Source organism: Enorma sp. (assembly GCF_982429025.1).
This window is the reverse complement of record NZ_CEWCAA010000009.1, coordinates 39,288-58,918: the sequence shown is the minus strand read 5'-3', so window position 1 is coordinate 58,918 and position 19,631 is coordinate 39,288. Positions and strand designations below refer to the sequence as shown.

Below are 19,631 nucleotides of genomic sequence, written 5' to 3'. Positions count from 1 at the left end.
GCATCGTCTACCGCCGGGCCATCCTGCGGGGCAACCGCCGCAGGCTCGGGGGGCTCTGGGGCAGGCGCCTCAGCTTGAGGCACGGGTGGCTCAGCAGGCGGAACGGGCGGGATAGGCGGCTCTGTTTGAGGCGCTATCGGCTCCGGCTGCTCGGAAACCGAAGGCTCAGCAGGAGCCGGGGCTGGGGCCGGGGACGCCTGAGCGACCGGCTTTCCGCAATTCGTGCAGAAGGCCGAACCTTCCGCGATTTCGTGGCCGCAGTTCGTGCAAAACATAGGCTCTCGTCTCCCTACCTTCTCTTTTCAAGTACGCCCCGCATACACGGGGCGCACAGATATCCATATGTGCGAAGCGGCTATGAGATAACAGCGTTCGTGAGCTCGCTCTCGGACGCCGCGTCCATCTCCCAATCGCCATCGGAATTGCGCGTATACGTGACCTCGTAGGTGTTCTCCTTGGCCTCGGCGTTGCGCGTGGCGTCGAGCAGCATCTGGCCACCCTGCTTGTAGAGGTCGTCCTCGCTGGTGATGGTCGAAGGATCGAGGCTATATGCCCAATCGGTGAAGTCGCTCTGGAACGTGGTCATGATGTCGCCGAACGACTTGATGGTCAGCGTGACCTCTGCCGTCGCGGTGTCGCCATCAACGGTAATCTCGCCAATCTCGTACGCGAATCCCTCGAGATACGCCTCGGTAAACTCGTCCTCGGTGATGCCGAGCATGTCGAGCTCATCGCCGGCGGATTCCTCAAGACCCGATGCGAATTCCTCCGCAGCGTTCTCCGGATCGCCGAAGTAGCTCTCCAGGTCCGCACGGATAAGATCCTCGGCGGAGGCGCCGCCGCAGGCACTGAGCGCGAGCGCGAACACGAACGCAACAAGCATCGGGATGAAAGCGAATCTCTTTTTCATGTGAGCCCCCTAGCAGATCGGAATCCCGTACGGCCCTCCGGCGGGATTCGGTCGTCAGTAGTCGCAACATACCACGAAACAACGCTGCTACGGGTAATACAATGGCGAACAATCGGTAAGCGTTCCGAAGATTGACGCTTACGGCGTGCCTTCGAATGCAAATTGTTGCACGCCCGCCGCAAGCGCGCTCGCATTATTCCCAAAGCCTCCTGTTACGCCTTCACGCCATACTGCTCGTAATACGCGTCGAGCGCGGCCTTGATCTTGTCGTCGATCACCACGCGCCCCTCGACCTCGTGGTTATAGAGCACCTCGCTGACCTCGGCCATATTCACGATGCTCGCCACCGGGAAGCCGTACTTCTCTTGGATCTCCTGCTGAGCGGTCACGACCCCGCCCTTGCCGACCTCCATGCGGTTAAGGCTCACGATGAGTCCCTTGACCTCAACATCGGCTGCCGCCATGAGCTTGGGGTAGGTCTCGTCGATCGATTTGCCCGAAGTGGTAACGTCCTCGACCATGACCACACGGTCTCCGTCCTTGAGCTCGTAGCCGAGCATGCCGCCCTTGTCCGCGCCGTGGTCCTTGACCTCCTTGCGGTCGGAGCAGTACTTGACTTCCTTGCCATAGAGGTCGTTGAGCGCGATGGCCGTCACCACCGAAAGCGGAATGCCCTTATAGGCAGGGCCGAAAACCACATCGAAGTCCAGACCGAAGTTATCGTGAATCGCACGTGCGTAGTACTCGCCCAAGCGTTTGAGCTGCTCGCCCGTCACATAGGCGCCCGCATTCATGAAGAAGGGCGACTTGCGGCCGCTCTTGAGCGTGAACTCGCCGAATTTGAGCACGTTGGACTCGACCATGAACTTGATGAACTCTTGCTTGTAGGCCTCCATAGGGCGTTCCTTTCTCACGTTGCCCGCCTCGTACCCGAGCTCCGGGGCAAACGGCCCGCGGGACCCAACAGCAGGTGCTATGCGCATAAGCTTAGCAGAGCGCCATCCTCAACGTTCGTTCTATGAGCTCGAAGACCATTGACCCATGGGTGTGCAACAGTCTATACAATAATAACCCCTTCGAACGCACGCCGTCATCGGCTTTGAATATATGACGAGGTTACCTTATGAGTAAGCAGCAGACGAGCCTCTCCATGCGCGGCGCCAAGAAGCGGGCCGCGGGCCTCCCCGTGCGCGGCACCGAGCAGCGGACCGCGGGCCGTCCCGCGCCGAGCGCCGAGCAAGCGCCCGCAGGTCGCCTTGCGCCCGGCACGGAACGCCGCTCGCGCTACATCCCCGCCCTCGACGGCATCCGCACGCTCGCTGTCATCGCCGTCGTGCTCTACCACCTTAACCTCACCTGGGCGCAAGGCGGCTTCCTGGGCGTCACGATCTTCTTCGTGCTTTCGGGATACCTCATCACCCGCCTGCTTCTTGCGGAATTCGAACAGACCGACCGAATCGACCTCAAGCGGTTCTGGGTGCGGCGCGTTCGGCGCCTTGTGCCCGCAACGATCACGCTCGTTGTCGTCGTTGCCGTTCTGTGCACGATCTTCAACCACGTGATGCTCACCAAGATGCGGCCCGATATTTTGCCGTCGCTTTTCTTCTTCAACAACTGGTGGCAGATCGCGCAGAATGTCTCGTATTTCGACGCACTCGGCGATCCCTCGCCGCTCACGCACTTCTGGTCGCTCGCTATCGAGGAACAGTTCTACGTCGTGTGGCCGGTGCTCCTGCTCATCATGCTGAAGCTGCGCGTCAAGCGCCCTTGGATGCGCCGCATTGTGGTGGCGCTCGCCGCCGTATCGGCCGTCGCCATGGCGGTGCTCTACGACCCCGCAGCCGACCCGAGCCGCGTCTATTACGGCACCGATACCCGCGCGTTCTCCATGCTGCTGGGCGCATGGTTGGCGTTCATCCCCGAGGGCTCCATGAGCCCGGCCAAGCTCTTGCAAACCGTCGGCCTTGGCAAGCTGCTTCCCCAAAGAGCCACGTCGAAAACGCAGGGACAAAGGGCCGAGGATTCCGCTTCAGGCGCTGATGGGATAGCTAGCGGGGCGGAGCGCGCCGGCAATGAAAAGGCCGGCATACCTGCGGGCTCTACTGGCAAGCAAATCGGCGGGCAGGAGCGCCTCGCCAGCAACCAAGCCGATGTGCCGGCCCACCACGCGGCGCGCGCGATCGATGCCATCGGTATCCTCGCCTTGGCGGGCCTCGTGATCATGACCGTTGCCTGCAACGGATACACGCCCTTCATGTACCGGGGCGGCACCGTCCTGTGCTCCATCCTGGGCCTCGCGGTCATCGCGGCGAGTGTCCAGCCCAGCGGCATCCTTGCGCGCGCCCTCTCCGCCGGGCCGCTTGTCTGGTTGGGCAAGCGCTCGTATAGCATCTACCTGTGGCATTACCCGCTGCTTGCGCTCATGAACCCCGTTTCCAACATAGCCACAGTGCCTTGGTGGATGCATCTTGTCCAGCTTGCCATCGTGCTCCTAGCAGCCGAGCTATCCTACCGATTCATCGAGACGCCCTTCCGCCATGGCGTGCTCGGGGCAACCGTACGCAAGATTCGCGACGGCAAGGCTACGATACCCGCCATCGCGAAGAGCCATCTTGTTCCCACCGCCATAGCAGGCGTGATCGTACTCGTAGCGGTGGGCGGCATCGCCTTCGTCCCGAACACGTCCGCGCTGAGCAAGGAGGGCGCAGAGCTCATCCAGCAGACCGGCGAAGACGGCACGGGGGAAGGGGCTGCGCAGCAGGACGCAGGCAGCGATGCTCAACAAGCAGGCGACGCGACCGATGCCGACGAAGACGGCTTTCCCGACAACGCCTACGACATCCTTATGATCGGCGACTCGGTTTCGCTTCGCACCGTCGACACCTTCAACAACACCTTTACCCATGGGCACATCGACGCGGCGAAGAACCGCCAATTCGCCGCAGGCAAGGGCATCTTCTCGGACTATGCGCAGCAGAATCTTGCCGGTAGGATCGTCGTCTTCGCTCTGGGCACAAACGGCCCGGTGACCGACGACGCCATCGACAGCCTTATGGAGGTCGTCGGCCCCGACCGCATCTGCGTGTTCATCACCACGCGCAGCCCGCGCCAATGGGTGCAATCGACCAACGACGCTCTCAAGCGCGCCGCCGAGCGCTACGAAAACGTTCGGGTGATCGACTGGTACGCCTATAGCGAGGGAAGAAACGATCTTTTCGACGGCGACGGCACGCATCTCTCGAGCACCGGGGCCCAGGAGTACATCGCGCTCGTGAACAACGAGGTCAAGAACGACCTTCCCTTCCATTTTGAGGGTGCGACGCGCGATACGACGGTACAAGCGGTGATTGCCCAAGCACAGAAGACGTGCGAGCAAGCCGGAGCCGTGGTGTTCGGCTCGCACAGCGACGCCTCGTAGCCGGGCGCCGCGCAGCTTAATCTCGCGTGCCTGCGCCAGGCGCCATGCGCGCTCGATGTTCGACGTTGTTCACGCCTGTCATCTGCGACTGCGCGCGGCCCCATGTCGTGCGCCGGCATGCCGGCTGCGTCCACTACGCGAAGTGAGTCCCCGCCGGACTCGCACCCCATGGCCCCGCCGACCTGCCAACGAGCTCGTTCTTCCCGTGACCAACTTGGCGTGAGGACCGGCTCAAAATCAACCGCGTGGAGGCATGGGCTGCCTCGATGGCTGCGCCCACCGTGCCGTCCGGATCTTCGTCCATGACGATTGCGTCGAAATCGTCTAGAGACGCGAAGCTCATAAAGCTTGGCTGCCGTACCTTGCTGGCATCCATCAACATGATGTGCGTCTTTGAATGGCGCAGCATACCGCGCTTTATCTCTGCATTCCCCATAAACTCTGTCGAGAACCCCTGCCGTGCGTCGAACGACTCGGTACCCATGATGGCCTTGTCCAGCGAAAGGCTATCGAGAATTCCGCTTGCGATGGGCCCGGTGATGTACCGATGGCTTTTGCGAAGCGCCCCGCCCAGCACCATGATATCGGCATGCGGCAGGTTGGCATCGGCGAAGGACGCGATCGAGAGGTCGTTCGTCACAATGGTGATATGGGACGTGCCTTGCAGCGCGCGAACAAACTCCAGCGTCGTCGTCCCCGAATCGATGAACAGCGAATCCCCTTCGTCGATAAACCGTTGAGCTGCCGCAGCGATGGCGCGCTTCGCCTCTACGTTGAGGTTCATTCGCTGGTCGGGATAGGAAACGGAAATGGTTCGCGTGATGGAGACGGCGCCGCCATGTGTGCGGCGCAGCTTGCCCGCGCGCTCGAGCTGCGCCAGGTCCGCCCGAGCCGTAACCGCCGAGATACCAAAGCGGTCGCAGATATCGGAAACCTGCAGCGAGCTTCGGTCGTTCACCTCGTCGACAATCATCGCGCGGCGCTCATCCGCCGAAATCCTCAGCGCTTCCTTCGTGCTCGTCTTCCACATGGCCAACCTCCCATGCCGCGATGCAGCCGCCGCGCCCTCCGCCGGCAGCGGCCGATGCGCTTGTCGCCGACAGCGGCCGTCGCGCAATCCGCTGGCAGCGCCCGCCGCCTCGCGCTCGCCGGCAGCGGCCGTTGCGCGACCCGCCTGCAGCGCCCCCCGCGCACACTCCATTGGCAATGTGCGCCGCCTCGGCCTCCGCCGGCACGCCCATCGTCTCGTGCTCCGCTGGCAGCATCTTTGCCTCATTATGGCACGCGAAAGGCACGGTCCCGGCTTCGCCTAAGCACGAGCCGGATGAACGGACTCTTTGCGGGCGGCTTTTGGACACGCCATGCATTGCCGGGCGAGATCCGGACACTCAAGAGAAATCTCGGGCAAGATTCGTACGTGCCGCAAATTGCCGGGCGAGATTCGGACACCGCGAACGTTTTCGGGCGGGATTCGGACGCTCAGGAGCCTCCGAGTGTCCAAATCTCGCCCGACGACAAGTTTATTGTCCAAATGTCGCCCGAAAACGAAGCGGCGTCCGAAAGTCGCCCGAAAAGGCGGCGGCGCCAAGATATAGTGCCGCAAACCTCCACAGCATCAAAATCTCGCCCGAAAAATGCCCGCCCCGTAAGGATGCCCCACGGTGGCCTGTACTCCCGACCCTACACGAGGCCAAAGGCCTCCAACGCGATGGCAACGCCGTCGTCCCACACGGGCTCGGTCACGTAGTCCGCGCTCGCGCGGACGGCAGGCAGCGCGTTACCCATGGCCACGGCTACATCAACAGCGGAAAGCATGCTCCAATCGTTCTCCGAGTCGCCGAAGCCGTACACCGTGCCTATTCGCACGCCGCGCTCACGCAGCGCAGACCACACGGCGCGCATGCCGTCGAACTTGGTAATCCCCGGCACGGTCACCTCATACAGACCATCGCCGATGTTGCACACCGAACAACGCTCGGTGACAGCAGGCGCCATTGTGATCAGAAGCTCAATATGCTCGCTGTCAAACACCACTTTGCCCACATCGATTCCGGCTAGCACACCCCGCAGCTCTTCGATGCCCACACGCTCAGAAAACTCCCCGAATGTATCGAACAGGGAGAACACGCCCGGCCAGGCAAGCACCACACCCCGGCTTGAGCTCTCAAAATACGCCGGAACGTGCGCTTGTTCGCAACACGAAACCAGCAGCTCAACGACATCGGAAGGCATTCCAACATCGCGAACGACCTCACCGTCGAGCTCCACGTGCCCGCCCGCCAACGTGACCATGCCGGCAAACGGCAACGTCTTGAGTGCCGGCGGCACATTGCACAGCGGCCGGCCCGTGCAGAGCACGGCGAGGTTTCCGCGCGCCACAAAGTTCTCGAGCGCGAGTCGTACAGCATCGGTGGGAGCAGCGTCGATATCCGCCTCGCCTTCCCTTGCCCACGTCAGCGTGCCGTCGATATCGAAGAAGGCAAGGGCTGGGGTCGCCTCGAGCCGCCGCATGCGCCCGGACGAATCGAGCGTCATCGTAATATCGGCTGGGCGGCGGTGTGCTAGGACGCGCCGCACGTTCTTTCCGTCGCTTTGCTCGAAAAACCGCTCCGCCTCTGTGCGCGAGAGACCGCCGCGCACCTTGCGCGCAACAAGCCGCTCGCGAAGCATCGCCTCGTCCGCCTCGACGAATATCGAGAGATCGCACAGCTCGGCGAGATCTCGCCACGGGCCCTCATCGAGCAACAAATAGTTACCCTCAACAATTACAATCGGCGCGCTAACGATGGGACCATCCGCCACCACGTCATGCGCCACGCGGCTATACGCCGGCCACTGCACCGGATCGCTCGAGACGCGCGTCTCATGCAACGCACGCGCAAACCCCTCGACGTCAAACGTCTCCGGAGCTCCCTTGATGCTCCGAAGCGACACCGACTTACCGTCCGGGCAATCAAGCGTATGGCGATCGAGATACGTATTCGTGTGATGAAACCCGTCCATGCCGACCGCCTGCACGCGCGACATACCGGGCTGGCTCTGCGCGAGCCGCTCAAGCACCGCCGCCAGCGTCGACTTCCCCGCACCGGGAGGAGCGGCCAGGAAAACGATGGTCCGCGCAGCGGGTGGGGCAGGCTCCTTCGCGTTAGCAGAGAAGCGCTGTTGTTGAAGACCAGCAGCAGAGCGCGACGAGCCCTCTGCCTCGGACGCCGAGGCCGCTGGATGCGAAGCAGCCATGCGCGCCGACCGCTCGCGCTCGAGGCGGGCCGCTTCATCAAGCAAGGAAAGGAGCACGCGCTCGACATCTGCCGTGCGATAGCTCGCTGCCACCAGCTGGTCGTTAACCTCGACATCAAACGTCTCTTGACTGACCTCTATCTGCACCATCGCCTCCGGCTTCTCGTAACACGCCTCATATTGTGCTGCATGCAATAACGCTAACAATGCTACTGTACCGCCCCATGGTTATCGGCGATACACTGACCCATCTCAGCAGATATCGTAAGTCTGCGCGGTAGACATTAGAGGGTTCTGCAACGTTTTCAGGATAGATATGGGCGCCGTTTTTTTCTTGGGCGAGATGCGACGATGCAGCGTTAACGGGCGGGTTTCGGACGGCTTCGGGGTTGCCGGGCGAGATTCGGACACCACCGCATTAACGGGCTACTTTCGGACACGCCGCGTGTTGTCGGGCTGGATCAGGACGCCGTCAGAGTTTCCGGGCGCAAATTGGATACGCAACGCATTTTCGGGCGAGATTCGGACGTTTGGAGGCTCCCGAGCGTCCAGATGTCGCCTGAAAACGTGTTGACTGTCCGAATATCGCCCGACAAAGCCAGCGGCCAAAGCTAGTGTCCAAATCTCGCCCGAGAATCTCAGCGCCCGAAAGTCGCCGAGCAGCATCCGCTAAAGCTCCGGCGCTCGCAGGATGAATACGGCCGCTAAAACCCCAACGCCTGCAACACGAACATCACCACCGTGAGCACCGTAATGAGCGCGATGGTAGCCACGGTGAGGATGTTCCATATGCGCCCGTTCCGGTAATCGCCCATGATATGGGCGTCGCGTGCAATGAGCACCAAGAACACAAGAAGCACCGGCAGCAGCACACCATTGATAACCTGGGCGCTCATCATGATGTCGAAAAGATCAACCCCGGGAAGGATTACCAGCAGCGCCGAAAGCATGATGATGCCCGTGATGATTCCTCGATACGTCGGAGCCTCTTCCCACGTGCGATCGGCGCCGCGCTCCCATCCAAATGCCTCGCAAATCGCGCTTGACGTCACGCCCGGCAGAACGCAAGCAGCCAGGAAACTCGCGGCCACAAGACCGGCGCCAAAGAGAATCGTCGACCACTGGCCGGCGATGGGCTCGAGCGCAAGCGCTGCATCGGCCGCATCGCCCACCTCGATGCCCGCGGGATGGAGCACCGTCGCGGTCGTCACGATGATGAACCACGCGATGGCGCACGCGATGACCGAGCCCGACACCGTATCGACGCGCTGCAGCACGATTCCATCTTCGCGCACGTTCTTATCGACCACGTTGTTCTGCGCAAGGAAAATCATCCACGGCGCGATGGTGGTACCAATGGTCGCCACGAGAAGCGACACATAATCTGGGTCCCCCATGACCTGCGGCGTCACCGTCGCACGCGCCACGGACGCCCAATCCGGCCCCACCATGAACGCCGCCACCACATACGTTAGGAACACGCAGCTCACCAAGAGCAGGATCTTCTCGATGCGAGCAAAGCTCCCGCTCATGGTGATGAGCCAAATCACAAGCGCCGTGAGCGGCACCGAGATTGTCGTCGGAACGCCGAAGAGCGCAAGACCGCTCGCGATGCCCGCAAATTCAGATATCGTCACCGCGGTATTGGCAATCAGAAGCGCTCCCATCGCAAGGGCGGAAAGGCGCACGCCGAACTTTTCGCGGATGAGCGAGGCGAAGCCCTTGCCCGTCACGCATCCGCAGCGTGCCGCCGTCTCTTGCACCACGATGAGCAAGAGCGCCATAACCGGCAGTATCCAGAGCGTTCCGTATCCAAAGGATGCGCCCGCACTTGAATAGGTGGCGATACCTCCCGCGTCGTTTCCCGCAAGCGCGGCGAGCAGCCCCGGCCCCATGGCCGCGAGCACCGCGGTGAGTGTGAGTTTACTACCCGGTTCCCTCCCCTGCATGGCGCGCCTACCAGCACACCGCGAGCAGCATGAGAAGCGTCACCGCCACCGAATACGCCACGCAAGACGCAAGAACCGCAGAGACGCCGAGCGCGGTACCCGAGGTGTTGAGGTCGCGCTCATCGCGCCAGAACAGCAGCTTGAGGTAGCCAACTGCGGCCAGGCAGCAGCAGAGCACCACGGCTGCCGCGCAGGCAAAGCTTATCGAAACCGCCTGCACCTGAAGCACCTCGGCAGGAACCTGACCTGCGCTTCCCACTCCGGGGGCGAAGCTCGGATCGCTCGCCATCGCGATGACTTCGTCCGGATACGCCGCACCGAGCACGAGCTGGCCGCAAAGGTAGATGAGCGCCGCCAGGACCACGCCGAGCCCCGCCGTCTGCAAGAAAAAGCCCAGATACGGCTTGCCGCCATCCTCCGGCTCGTCATACTCCAGGAAGTAGTTGCGCACGAACGACACCACACGGTCCGCCGCGAGCAGCACCACCGGCATCGCGCACATGGGGTAGATCACGTATGCGCTCGCACCGCCTGCCGCATCGAGCACCGCGGCGATAACTCCCGAAGCAATTGCCCATACGAGCACCCAATATTGTCGCCGCGCGAACCACGTAAGCATGTGCGGTGCCTCGCCCGAACCGCTCTCGCTCGCCCCTACGCCGGCAATCTGCAGGTCCTCCTCATGCTCCTCGGCGATGACATCGAGCGCGTCATCGACGGTCACGATACCGAGCACATGGCGGTTCTCATCGCATACCGGAACGGCGACGAGGTCGTATTTGGCCATCTCGTCTGCAACGTCTTCCTGGTCGACATCGGGCGCGACCCACACCACGTCACGGTACGCGAGGTCCGAAAGCCGAGCGTCGCGGTCGGCGACGATCAGGGTGCGCAGGGACAATACGCCGGTGAGCGCGCCCGCCGGATCGAGCGTATACACGTAGTAGATGCTTTCGAAATCGTCATCGAGCTCGCGAATAGCGTCGATAGCGCACGCCGCGGTCTCGGTCGCCGGCAGCGCGACGAATTCGCTCGTCATGATACGGCCCGCGGTGTGCTCTTCGTACCCCAGAAGGTTGCGGATGGCGCGCTCTTCCTTCACGCCCATGAGCCGCAGGAGCTTCTCGGCCTTCTCGTAATCGAGCTCCTCGATGAGGTCCGCAGCGTCGTCGGGGTCCATGAGGGCGAGCATGGACGATGCATCGCGGTCGCTCATGCCCTCGAGCACCTCGGCCACGAGCTCGTCATCGTCGAACTCGCTGATCGCCTCGGCCGCCTGCGCGGTATCGAGCTGCGCGAACACCTGGCCGCGCAAACGGGGGTCGAGCTGCTCGATGATATCGGCGATATCGGCCGGATGCAGTTCGTCGAGCGTCTTATGAGACACGGAGAGCTTGATGGTCTGGGTGCTGCGTTCGAGCAGGTCCATGTACGACCACGCGATGATGTGCTCCTCGAGCGGCTTGCCGACCGCGCGGGCGATGCGCGCCGCCACGTGCTCGAGGGCGGGATGCACCGCGCGCAGCAGGCCCCGCATGCCCACCTCGGCTCCGAGCAGACGCAGCTGATTCTCGCCCGAACTCGAAAGCTTCAGGTCGTTTACGCGCACGACCTTAAGGCCCTGCGTATCGACGATCTGCTTGTTGAGGATATCGCGCGCCAGCAGCAGCTCATCGGGCTGCAGAAAGGAGAAGCGAACGTCGGTATCGCACGCCTTGAGATGCACACCGGATTCGTCCACATGGTCCACGTACTTACGCCAGCTAATCATGAACGGCGTCTTGCCCGGTCCCTGGAACGCGAGCGAGGTGACATGGGGGAAGACCTCGCCCGTAGCGATGCCGAGGTCGTTCACAACACCAAGCTTATTGCCGTTCACATCCAGAACGGGCAGCTTGAGCATCTCGGAGAGATAGTTCATGGTGCTCCTTCATCCCGACGGCCAGAGAGCTCCGGCCGCAGAGGCTATGCGTGCGCGGCTCGCCGCCATAGGCAGCACGCCGGGTTCTCACCCCTTGCGCGCGCTTAGAGCACCCGCAGGGGTCAGCAACTGTGAGGTCGAGGCTTCGATTTCACCTGACGCCTTTCTCGTAACCTATCTTCGTGCTGCGAGGCACCGCTCGGCCGTTTGACTCGCACCGGCGATGGAGCGCAGCTCACCTACTATAGCAGATGCCTCTGCTACGCGTAATTACAACCGAAAACCCAGCCCGCCTGGGTTTATCAGGCTGGCTGGGTCTATCAAGAGGCCAGGAGTTTACGGGCAACATTTTGCAGAATACTCCTTTTAATGACACCTCTTTTCTGCGATTTCGTGCCCGTTAACACGGAGCGCGGGGTCGGCCGCGTCGCGCCTGCCAACACGGCGTGCGGGCGGTTGATTCGCAGACACCCGGTGTCTACGATTCACGTCGTTATACCTCGGGCAGAGCGGCGTCCTCCGGCATGCTCACGGTACCGTTCACCACATCTTCGGGGATGCTGCCATCGAGCTTCATGAGCTCGCTCACCGTTACCAGCTCATAGCCCTGCGCCCGAAGGCTGTCGATGATGCCAGGCAAAGCCTCCACCGTCTGCTCGCGGTTACCGCCGCCATCGTGCATGAGGATGATCGAACCATTGCGCACGCCCTTCAATGCCGCGGCTTCGATGGCGCTCGCACCCGGACGCTCCCAGTCGAGCGTATCGATGTTCCAGAGCACGTTGCACGAGATAAGGTCGCCCGAACGAGCCCACTCGACATCCGTGAAGGCGCCGTACGGAGCACGGATCATCTGCACGTCTTTGCCCGACGCATCCTTGAGCGCAGAAGCGGCGTTCGAGATTTCGGAGCGCAACGTCTCGCGGTCCACCTTGGGCAGGTTCTGGTGCGCCATGGTATGACTCGCTAGCTCTTGGCCTGCATCGACGATAGCCTTGGAGCCAGCCGGGTTGCCCTGCGCCTGCGCTCCCAAGTTGAAAAACGTTGCCTTCGCGTTCTTCTCCTCCAAGATTTCGAGAATCTGAGGCGTGTACTTGCTCGGGCCGTCATCGAAGGTCAGCGCAACGTACTTGCCGCCCTCGGGGCTCAGGTTTACCGAAGACACCACCATGTCCTGGGGCTGCTCAAGCACCTCGACATCGACTGTCTCGCCCGAGGTCTCGCCCGTCTTGACGCGCTTTTCGCCGGCCTTCCCCCATTGAGAGACGTACTGCACCGCGCCGCCGGATTCCTTCTGGATGCCCGGGGCCATGGTGACCGTCTCCTCCTTCGACGGCTCCTCGGCGTCGGTGCCGTTGGAGACGGTGAACTCGTCACCTTCCTGCACGCGCGTTTGCTCGACCTCATCGGGTGTGAGCGTCTCGCCAGCCCGGCTTACCGTGCTCGGGTTGCCGCCATCCTGGGAGAGCACGTTGCCTCCCACGGAAAGCAGCCGCCCCGGCACCGCGCCGAACTGGTCGTTATCTTCGAGCACGGTGCTGAGCGGCGTTCCCACCCGCACCGAAACCTCTGTCCCGTCGACCGTCACGGTCACGCTGCGCAGGCAGAAATACCACCCGCCCACCGCAGCAATCACAACCACACAAGCAAGCACCACGGCCAGCACCTTCATATTCGGTGGGCGACGGGGGCGGTTCATACGCGCCTTGAGAGCCTCGGCACGGGCAGCGCGCTCCGTTGCCGAGAACTGGCGGCTCGCGTTGTTCGCATAAACGATATGGCTCGCGCCCGAGGCCTGCCCGCTGCGATGCCCCGCGCCCGCATGCGAAGCATGCACATGATGCCCCTTGCCCGAGCCGTAATGTAGGTTGGTCGCTTTTCCCACCTGTACGTGATCGTGCTTGCTCATGGCCCCAAACTCCCACCGCCCGGCACCCCCGCACCGAACGGCATCAAATCTCGCTGCGCGGAAGGACCCTCTGCGCGATTGCGTATCCTGCCACGCATTGCATTACCTGCTTCAATCACACCAAGTCTAACGTGGAGCGTTCGCGGCGGCGGGCACATCGCGCGAACATTAACCATTGCTTAAGGGAACCATTAAAGAACGCTTATACAGTTCTATTAAGTATCTACAAGCTGTCTACGGTGCGACGCCCGCGTGCCCGTACGCTACGCGCTAGACCCTTCATCGTCGGCTGGCACCGTGGGCAGCACGGCATCTTCGGGCATCGAGACCTTGGAGATATCGAGCTCCTCGGCGAGGTCCTCGTCCGTCGCCACGAGCTCGCTCAGCGTCACGATGGTGAAGCCATCCGCCTGCAAGCGATCGATAAGCGTGCCGAGCGCCTCGGCCGTCTGGGCCCCCGTGGCCTCGCTGTCGGTAAGAAGAACGATGTTGCCGTTGCGAACCGATCCGGTAACGTTGCTCACCACGGTGTCCGCACCCGGGAGCAGCCAGTCGCCGGAGTCGATGTTCCACGACACCACCGCGCTCACAAGGTCCATGCTCTCGGCCCAGTTTTCGGTCGAGAACGCCGCGTAGGGGGCGCGCAGCAGGCTCGTCGTCGTGCCCGTCGCGTCCTTGATGGCAGCGAAGCCGTTCGTAAGCTGCGACCTCAGGTCTTCGCCCGAAAGCGAGCTAAGGCGTGTGTCGGTGTAGGCATTCGAACCGAGCTCGTGGCCCGCCCCGGCTATGGCGCGTGCTGCCGACGGATTTTGCGCGACCGTCTCCCCTTGCAGGAAGAAGGTTGCATGCACGCCCTTCTCCTCAAGCACGTCGAGAATCTCCTGAGTATGCGAGCTTGGCCCCTCGTCAAAGGTGAGCGCAACGTATTTTCCGTCGCCATCGGGCGACACGGAGCGGTACACAACCTCGCAGTTCTGAACCTCTTGCACCACGCCGCGGTCCTGGACGATCCCCGACTGCTTGCCCGTCCAGACCTCGGAGCGCCCGGGGATGCCCCACGTGCGCACGAAGCCGATCGCGCCCGTTCCCTCGACGGTAATCGTGGGGGCGATTTCGGTTGCCTCTACATCATGTTCCTCGTAGATGTCAGCGCCGTCGGCGACCTCGACCGTCTCTCCGCCGGCCAGGTGCACGGAATCGAGCTCATCCACCGCAACGCTCTCGCCGTCAAGCGTGACGGCGTAGCGGTCGCCGCCGCCTCGCTCGAGCACGCTATCGTCTACGGCAAGCAGGTCGCCCGCGTCGCACGACTCGTCGAGCCCCTCGTTTTCGATGAGCTGGGTTAGGGTAGCGTTGATGTGGATGCTGGTATCGGAGCCGTTGAGCGTTACCGTAACGCTGCGGTTGAGGTACCAGATAACACTCGCAACGAAGAAGAGCAGGGCGCAGCCAACAATCATGAAGGCATAGGTGCGCCGCGTGCTGTTGCGCCTGTTGTTCTGGGAGCGGCGAGGACCGCGCGCAGAATTGCCACCGCGGCGCTTATGGCCGGCGTTACCGAAGCCTTGAGAATGGTTGAGGTACGTTGCCCCCGGCCTGCGCGCAGAACGCGCCCTGCCACGGGGCAGCTGATAGCCCGTTGTTTTCTGGTTGCGCCGCGGATGCGGTCGCTTGGGCGGGTGGGAAGTAGTGTGATTAAGCAATGGTTTCCTCCCCATGAGCACAGACGCGCGAGTTCTCGAGCGTCCACCGATTTGGTGTTACGAGGAGCGCTTTCCCTTGGCCGACGACGAGCTCGCAGAACCCGATGCCTTTTTGAACTCGTCCTTGAACGCCGAGAACATGCCGCGCGTCTTGCCGAGCTGCTTGCCCAGCGCGCGCGACCCCTTCTCGACCGCAACGGAGCCCTTCTCGTCAAGAACCTTGGCCCCCTGCTTGACCTTCACGCCGATCTTCGCGCTTGCCTCGCCTGCCTTCGCCGCAGCGCCACCCGAAAGCTCAAGAGTTGCCGCCTCGTCATCCACGATCATCGCGCCATCGCGATAGCCCTTGAGATAGCGCACGGGCATCTCGATCGTGCCGAGCAACGCGGCGGCCGCCGCACCGCCCGTGAGTGTGAAACTCGTGACCGCGCCCGTCTTAGGGTTGAACGCGGCGTCCGAGCAATAGCCGAGCTTGGTTCCCTGAACGGTCACCACGTCCATGCCGGTCCAGATGATGCAGGTGTCGAGGTCGATGCCTAGACGCTTGGCAGCGGCGGCATCATAGGAACCCTTCGCGTCGTCCACCGCGATAACACCTTCATATACGCGAACGGCATCGCGCGCAACGAACCGGTCGGGCTGTTTGATCATCCCCGCCACGTCGGGTGGAGAGACCATAAAGCCAACCACGCTCCTGCCATCGGCAGTGAACACGGGGAAGTGCACCTTTCCCAAGCGCTTAGGGTCACGCGGAGTACCGTCCTTGCGCGTACGCTTGGCCTCGGGTGGGATGCGGTAGATTTTTACGCCTTGGAAATCCTTGGTGCGCATTACGCCTCGGCGGAAGCCTCGTCAGCGTCGACGCCGGGAGCGACCTCAACCTCGACTTCGACCGTAGGCATCGAGGCGGCACCCGCGATGGCGTCGTTCAGGGTCTCGCGAAGCTGATCCATGCGCTCGCGGGCCAGATCGACCTTGGCGCGCAGCTCGTCGGTCTTCGCGTCGACCATGGGACCGAAGTCGCTCACGGCCGCACGAGCCTGCTCGCTGCCCTGCTCGTACATATCACGAGCGCTATCCCAAGCGTCGTTGGCCATATCGGCGGCCATGGCACGGGTCTCGGCGCCAGAACGCGGGGCAACGAGAATGCCGATGATGGTGCCGGCAGCGGCGCCAATCGTGGCGCCGACGATGAAGCTGAAGGCCTTACCCATACGTGTCTTCCCTTCTTATTGACTCCGTCACGTGGACTTCGTGTTCGCCTATTATACCCACCGAACGCGCGGCACGGCAGGGCATCCGCAAACGTTACGCTTCGCTATCCTGCACGGCATCGCCGATCGCTGCGGCGAAGGATGCATCCTCTTCTGCGCCTGCGGCATCGGCACCGGCCTCAACCTGCTGGCCTTCGCCCGCCTCGAGCTCGGCATCGGATTCTGCCTCGGCCTCGATGCCTTCTGCAGCCGCGCCATCATCCGGCTCGCTCTCGCCACGCAGGCTCAGCACGAGCTGGCGCAACGCCTCAACCGTACCAGCGAAATCCGGCGCCGTCACATCTGGATGCAAAAACGCCCATTCCATCATGAACGAAGCCGAAGACAGCGCGCCGATGGTCAGCGCGTCATCGGGGCAGGAAAGCTCGATCTCAAAGAGCCGCGGGTCCTCTGCGACCGAACGCGTACGGCCGCTGGAAATATCACCGGCAAGGCCCGTCTCGTTCATGATCTCGACGGTAAGGTGCTCGAGCAGATGCGCGAGCTCCGTGTCGCCCATGCAGTCTTGGAACTTCTCGCCCGCGTCGCCGAAGCACGCGTGCTGCGCAATCGCCGGGGCAAGGTAGTACACGCGCGCCGTGGCCTCGATATCCTCCGAGGTCATGAGCGGCATACCGGGGTTCACGAGCACCCTGGCGCGGGCCTTCGTGTCATCGACCGTGATCTTCATGATGTTGAACAGGCTCGCCATAGCTCTCCGATCCTCAGCCGCAGGTGTCTTGCGCGGCGGGTTGTTCTTCCTGTCATCGTACCGCATCAGGTGCATCGGGTGAGAGAACGCACCGTGATAAAACGAACCCGGTTCGTTTTATCACGCTTCGCTTTCGGCATCCTCCGGGGCGTCGCTACTCTGGGCAGCCTCTTCCGCTGCCGCGGGCTCGGGCTCCTCTGGCGCAATCACGCGAATGAGCGAGATACGGCGGCCGCGCATAGACTGGACCTTGAAACGGTACCCATCGACCTCGAATACCTCGCCGATATCCGGCACTCCGTCGCAGACATCCATAATCCAGCCGGCGATGGTCTCGTACTCATCGCTCTCCTCGATGGGCCAACCGAGCTCTTCTGCATCGTCGCAGCTAAAGCGACCATCTACGAGCCATTCGCGACGAGAAAGGCGCGTAAGGTACTTGTTGTCGGGGTCGAACTCGTCCTCAATCTCGCCGACGATCTCCTCCACGATATCCTCGATGGTGATGATGCCGGCCGTTCCGCCATACTCGTCCACCACGACCACGATCTGGTCGTGCGCGGTCTGCATCTCGGAAAGGAGCGGGAGGATGTCCTTGGTGTCCGGAACGAAGGTCACGTCGCGCAGATGCGCGCCCACCGGCTCGCTGCCGCTGCCGCCGAGCGCGATGCCCACAAGGTCCTTGATGTGCGCGATGCCCACCACGTTGTCGGTGTCTTCGCGATACACCGGCACGCGCGAGAAGCCCGTGCGACGCATGAGCTCCATGACCTCGTTCACCGTGTCGGTGTCCTCGGCCATCTGCACGTCAACGCGAGGCACCATGACCTCGCGCGCGACCGCGTCGCCCAGGTCGAAAATCTCGTGAATCATGCGCTTTTCCTCGTCGAGCAGGGTGTCCTGCTCCGAGACCATGTATTTGATCTCTTCCTCCGAGACGTTCTGGCGGTCGTCGGCGCTCTTGATGCCCAGAAGCGCGCTGATGCCGTTCGCACTTGCCTGCGTGAGCCACACGAGGGGCTTCGCAAGCTTGCGGAACGTACCGATGGGCCCCGCAACCGCCTTGGCCATGCCCTCAGCGTCCGAAAGACCGATGCGCTTGGGCACAAGCTCGCCGATCACGATGGAAAGATACGAGACGATGAGCGTGATGACGATCGGCGAGGCCACCGGCGCCACTGCGGTGAGGGGCGCGATACCGAACGATTCCACCCACGCGGTAAGCGGCTCGGAAAGCGTGTTGGACGAGACGGTTGCGGAGAAGAAGCCAACGAGCGTGATGGCGACCTGGATGGTGGCCAAAAAGTCCGTGGAGTCGGTTGCGAGGTCGAGTGCGCGCGCGGCGCGTTTGTCGCCCTCCTCGGCGTCATGCTCGAGCGTGGCGCGCTTAGCGGTGGTGAGCGCCATCTCGGACATCGAAAAGTAACCGTTGAGCAGCGTGAGCAAGAGGGTAGCAACAATGGAAATGAATATGCCCATAGGGACGAGTTCGAACCTCCTCGGTTGGGTACGGAAAGCGGTGATGCCGGTGCGGAGCCATATGCCATGCGCTCACATTGAACGCAGCTGGCGCGCGCTGCGCGACGCGGCGGGCGGCGGGGCGAGGTGCCGCCGGAAAGGTCAGATCACGAAGAGGATCACCGCCATAAAGATGAAAATGCTTCCCGCGAGCACCCACAGGTGCCACACGCTGTGCATATAGGGAATCTTCTTCATAAGGTAGAAGGCCGTACCAATGGTGTAGCACAGGCCGCCCACCACCAGCAGCGCGAGCGCCACCGGATCGAGCGCCTGCAAGAGCTGCGGCAAACGGAACACCACGAGCCAGCCCATGATGAGATAGATGAGGATGGTCACCCAACGAGGTTGACGCTGGCGGCCGATGATCTCGAACGACACACCGGCGAACGCGAGCGCCCACACCACGACGAACAGCACGATGCCGCCATACGGCGCGAGCGTGATAAGGCAAAACGGCGTATAGCTACCAGCGATGAGCAGGTAGATGCTGCTGTGGTCGATAATACGGAAAATGCGCTTGGCCGCGGGCACCTGGATGGCGTGGTAGAGCGTGGAAGCCAGGTACTCTAGGATGAGCGTCACGCCGAAGACGATTGCCGAGATGATGTGCGTTGGATCGGCTCCGCCGAGGGCCGCCTTCACGATGAGCAGCACGAGCCCGGCGATGGCAAGCAGCACGCCAATGCCGTGCGTGATGGAATTAGCGATCTCTTCGCCGAGCGTGTAGAGAGGCTGCCCGGCCGAGGAACCGTCCTTGTTGTCCTGCGCATACTTGGGGCATGACCGGCGACGCTTGCGACACGTGGCGCAAGGATCCGGGGGCGCCGTTGGAGGCACTGCGGAACCACACGCCGCGCCGCCACTCACCGATGCCGAAGAGCTCGGATCAGCTACATCAACGATTTCCGCCGCAGCCGTTGTCGACTGCGGCCGGGGACTGTCACTCGAATCTGCCATACGGGCGGTACATCCTCCATAGATAGGGTCTGCATAACTATAGCAGAATGCGGGAGGCACATATCCCTCGGGAAGACTCTCGGCACCTTCCTCCGGCAGACCGCGCCCTGCAAGCATTACCGACAAAGCGTCGCATAACTC

The 19,631-nt window shown here is 62.4% G+C and carries 15 protein-coding genes; 1 reads left to right on the top strand and 14 read right to left on the bottom strand.

Going from position 1 to position 19,631, the window contains the following annotated elements; translation table 11 throughout:
- From AC1VS5_RS02990 to pyrE, 3 genes are all read right to left on the bottom strand, one after another.
- On the bottom strand, positions 1 to 275 hold a 275-nt coding region (locus tag AC1VS5_RS02990; protein ID WP_481217652.1), incomplete at its 3' end, for a zinc-ribbon domain-containing protein.
- 80 nt (positions 276 to 355) lie between these two features.
- Positions 356 to 910 carry a DUF5105 domain-containing protein gene (locus AC1VS5_RS02985; RefSeq protein ID WP_019128781.1) on the bottom strand — a complete coding sequence of 185 codons (555 nt, stop codon included), beginning with the start codon at positions 908 to 910 and terminating at the stop codon, positions 356 to 358.
- Positions 911 to 1,122: 212 nt separating this feature from the next.
- Positions 1,123 to 1,806 carry an orotate phosphoribosyltransferase gene (gene pyrE / locus AC1VS5_RS02980; RefSeq protein WP_022348589.1) on the bottom strand — a complete coding sequence of 228 codons (684 nt, stop codon included), beginning with the start codon at positions 1,804 to 1,806 and terminating at the stop codon, positions 1,123 to 1,125.
- Positions 1,807 to 2,033: 227 nt separating this feature from the next.
- Here pyrE and AC1VS5_RS02975 point away from each other — a divergent pair, with 227 nt between their 5' ends.
- On the top strand, positions 2,034 to 4,328 hold the full coding sequence (locus tag AC1VS5_RS02975) for an acyltransferase family protein (RefSeq protein WP_481217651.1): 2,295 nt from the start codon (positions 2,034 to 2,036) through the stop codon (positions 4,326 to 4,328).
- Between the two features lie 133 nt (positions 4,329 to 4,461).
- Here the strand turns inward: AC1VS5_RS02975 and AC1VS5_RS02970 are convergent, their stop codons facing one another.
- The 11 genes from AC1VS5_RS02970 to trhA all read right to left on the bottom strand — a co-directional run bounded on the left by AC1VS5_RS02970 (position 4,462) and on the right by trhA (position 19,490).
- Entirely contained in the window at positions 4,462 to 5,358 is an 897-nt protein-coding gene (locus AC1VS5_RS02970) for a DeoR/GlpR family DNA-binding transcription regulator (protein ID WP_481217650.1), read from the bottom strand.
- Positions 5,359 to 6,008: 650 nt separating this feature from the next.
- Positions 6,009 to 7,715: a nucleoside/nucleotide kinase family protein gene (locus tag AC1VS5_RS02965; protein ID WP_481217649.1), complete on the bottom strand. Its 1,707-nt coding sequence runs from the start codon at positions 7,713 to 7,715 to the stop codon at positions 6,009 to 6,011.
- Between the two features lie 554 nt (positions 7,716 to 8,269).
- A complete protein-coding gene (locus AC1VS5_RS02960; RefSeq protein WP_087186354.1) occupies positions 8,270 to 9,514 on the bottom strand; it encodes an NRAMP family divalent metal transporter in 1,245 nt (414 codons plus the stop codon).
- 7 nt (positions 9,515 to 9,521) lie between these two features.
- Complete coding sequence (locus AC1VS5_RS02955; RefSeq protein ID WP_419057638.1) at positions 9,522 to 11,435, bottom strand: magnesium transporter; 1,914 nt, start codon at positions 11,433 to 11,435, stop codon at positions 9,522 to 9,524.
- Positions 11,436 to 11,928: 493 nt separating this feature from the next.
- The gene (locus tag AC1VS5_RS02950; protein ID WP_481217648.1) at positions 11,929 to 13,344 is read right to left on the bottom strand and encodes a polysaccharide deacetylase family protein; all 1,416 of its coding nucleotides are present in this window, start codon (positions 13,342 to 13,344) and stop codon (positions 11,929 to 11,931) included.
- A 263-nt stretch (positions 13,345 to 13,607) separates the two neighbouring features.
- Positions 13,608 to 14,804 carry a polysaccharide deacetylase family protein gene (locus AC1VS5_RS02945; protein WP_481217647.1) on the bottom strand — a complete coding sequence of 399 codons (1,197 nt, stop codon included), beginning with the start codon at positions 14,802 to 14,804 and terminating at the stop codon, positions 13,608 to 13,610.
- Positions 14,805 to 15,104: 300 nt separating this feature from the next.
- Positions 15,105 to 15,878 (bottom strand): PRC-barrel domain containing protein, encoded by a 774-nt coding sequence (locus AC1VS5_RS02940; protein ID WP_276869305.1) that lies wholly within the window; start codon positions 15,876 to 15,878, stop codon positions 15,105 to 15,107.
- A complete protein-coding gene (locus AC1VS5_RS02935) occupies positions 15,878 to 16,261 on the bottom strand; it encodes a YtxH domain-containing protein (protein ID WP_144688248.1) in 384 nt (127 codons plus the stop codon). The genes AC1VS5_RS02940 and AC1VS5_RS02935 overlap by 1 nt, the downstream gene beginning before the upstream one ends.
- A gap of 94 nt (positions 16,262 to 16,355) precedes the next feature.
- On the bottom strand, positions 16,356 to 17,012 hold the full coding sequence (locus AC1VS5_RS02930) for a cyanophycin synthetase family protein (protein ID WP_481217646.1): 657 nt from the start codon (positions 17,010 to 17,012) through the stop codon (positions 16,356 to 16,358).
- A 120-nt stretch (positions 17,013 to 17,132) separates the two neighbouring features.
- Positions 17,133 to 18,491, bottom strand: coding sequence for a hemolysin family protein (locus AC1VS5_RS02925; RefSeq protein WP_481217645.1), 1,359 nt, complete (start codon positions 18,489 to 18,491; stop codon positions 17,133 to 17,135).
- A gap of 141 nt (positions 18,492 to 18,632) precedes the next feature.
- Positions 18,633 to 19,490 (bottom strand): PAQR family membrane homeostasis protein TrhA, encoded by an 858-nt coding sequence (gene trhA / locus AC1VS5_RS02920; RefSeq protein ID WP_481217644.1) that lies wholly within the window; start codon positions 19,488 to 19,490, stop codon positions 18,633 to 18,635.
- Between the last annotated feature and the right edge of the window lie 141 nt (positions 19,491 to 19,631).

Excerpts from the sequence above, each read along its gene's own strand:
- AC1VS5_RS02945 (WP_481217647.1), bottom strand. The coding sequence starts at position 14,804 with ATGATTGTTGGCTGCGCCCTGCTCTTCTTCGTTGCGAGTGTTATCTGG.
- AC1VS5_RS02975 (WP_481217651.1), top strand. The coding sequence starts at position 2,034 with ATGAGTAAGCAGCAGACGAGCCTCTCCATGCGCGGCGCCAAGAAGCGG.
- AC1VS5_RS02985 (WP_019128781.1), bottom strand. The coding sequence starts at position 910 with ATGAAAAAGAGATTCGCTTTCATCCCGATGCTTGTTGCGTTCGTGTTC.
- AC1VS5_RS02965 (WP_481217649.1), bottom strand. The coding sequence starts at position 7,715 with ATGGTGCAGATAGAGGTCAGTCAAGAGACGTTTGATGTCGAGGTTAAC.
- AC1VS5_RS02970 (WP_481217650.1), bottom strand. The coding sequence starts at position 5,358 with ATGTGGAAGACGAGCACGAAGGAAGCGCTGAGGATTTCGGCGGATGAG.
- AC1VS5_RS02930 (WP_481217646.1), bottom strand. The coding sequence starts at position 17,012 with ATGGCGAGCCTGTTCAACATCATGAAGATCACGGTCGATGACACGAAG.
- trhA (WP_481217644.1), bottom strand. The coding sequence starts at position 19,490 with ATGGCAGATTCGAGTGACAGTCCCCGGCCGCAGTCGACAACGGCTGCG.
- AC1VS5_RS02940 (WP_276869305.1), bottom strand. The coding sequence starts at position 15,878 with ATGCGCACCAAGGATTTCCAAGGCGTAAAAATCTACCGCATCCCACCC.
- AC1VS5_RS02925 (WP_481217645.1), bottom strand. The coding sequence starts at position 18,491 with ATGGGCATATTCATTTCCATTGTTGCTACCCTCTTGCTCACGCTGCTC.
- AC1VS5_RS02955 (WP_419057638.1), bottom strand. The coding sequence starts at position 11,435 with ATGAACTATCTCTCCGAGATGCTCAAGCTGCCCGTTCTGGATGTGAAC.
- AC1VS5_RS02960 (WP_087186354.1), bottom strand. The coding sequence starts at position 9,514 with ATGCAGGGGAGGGAACCGGGTAGTAAACTCACACTCACCGCGGTGCTC.
- AC1VS5_RS02950 (WP_481217648.1), bottom strand. The coding sequence starts at position 13,344 with ATGAGCAAGCACGATCACGTACAGGTGGGAAAAGCGACCAACCTACAT.
- AC1VS5_RS02935 (WP_144688248.1), bottom strand. The coding sequence starts at position 16,261 with ATGGGTAAGGCCTTCAGCTTCATCGTCGGCGCCACGATTGGCGCCGCT.
- pyrE (WP_022348589.1), bottom strand. The coding sequence starts at position 1,806 with ATGGAGGCCTACAAGCAAGAGTTCATCAAGTTCATGGTCGAGTCCAAC.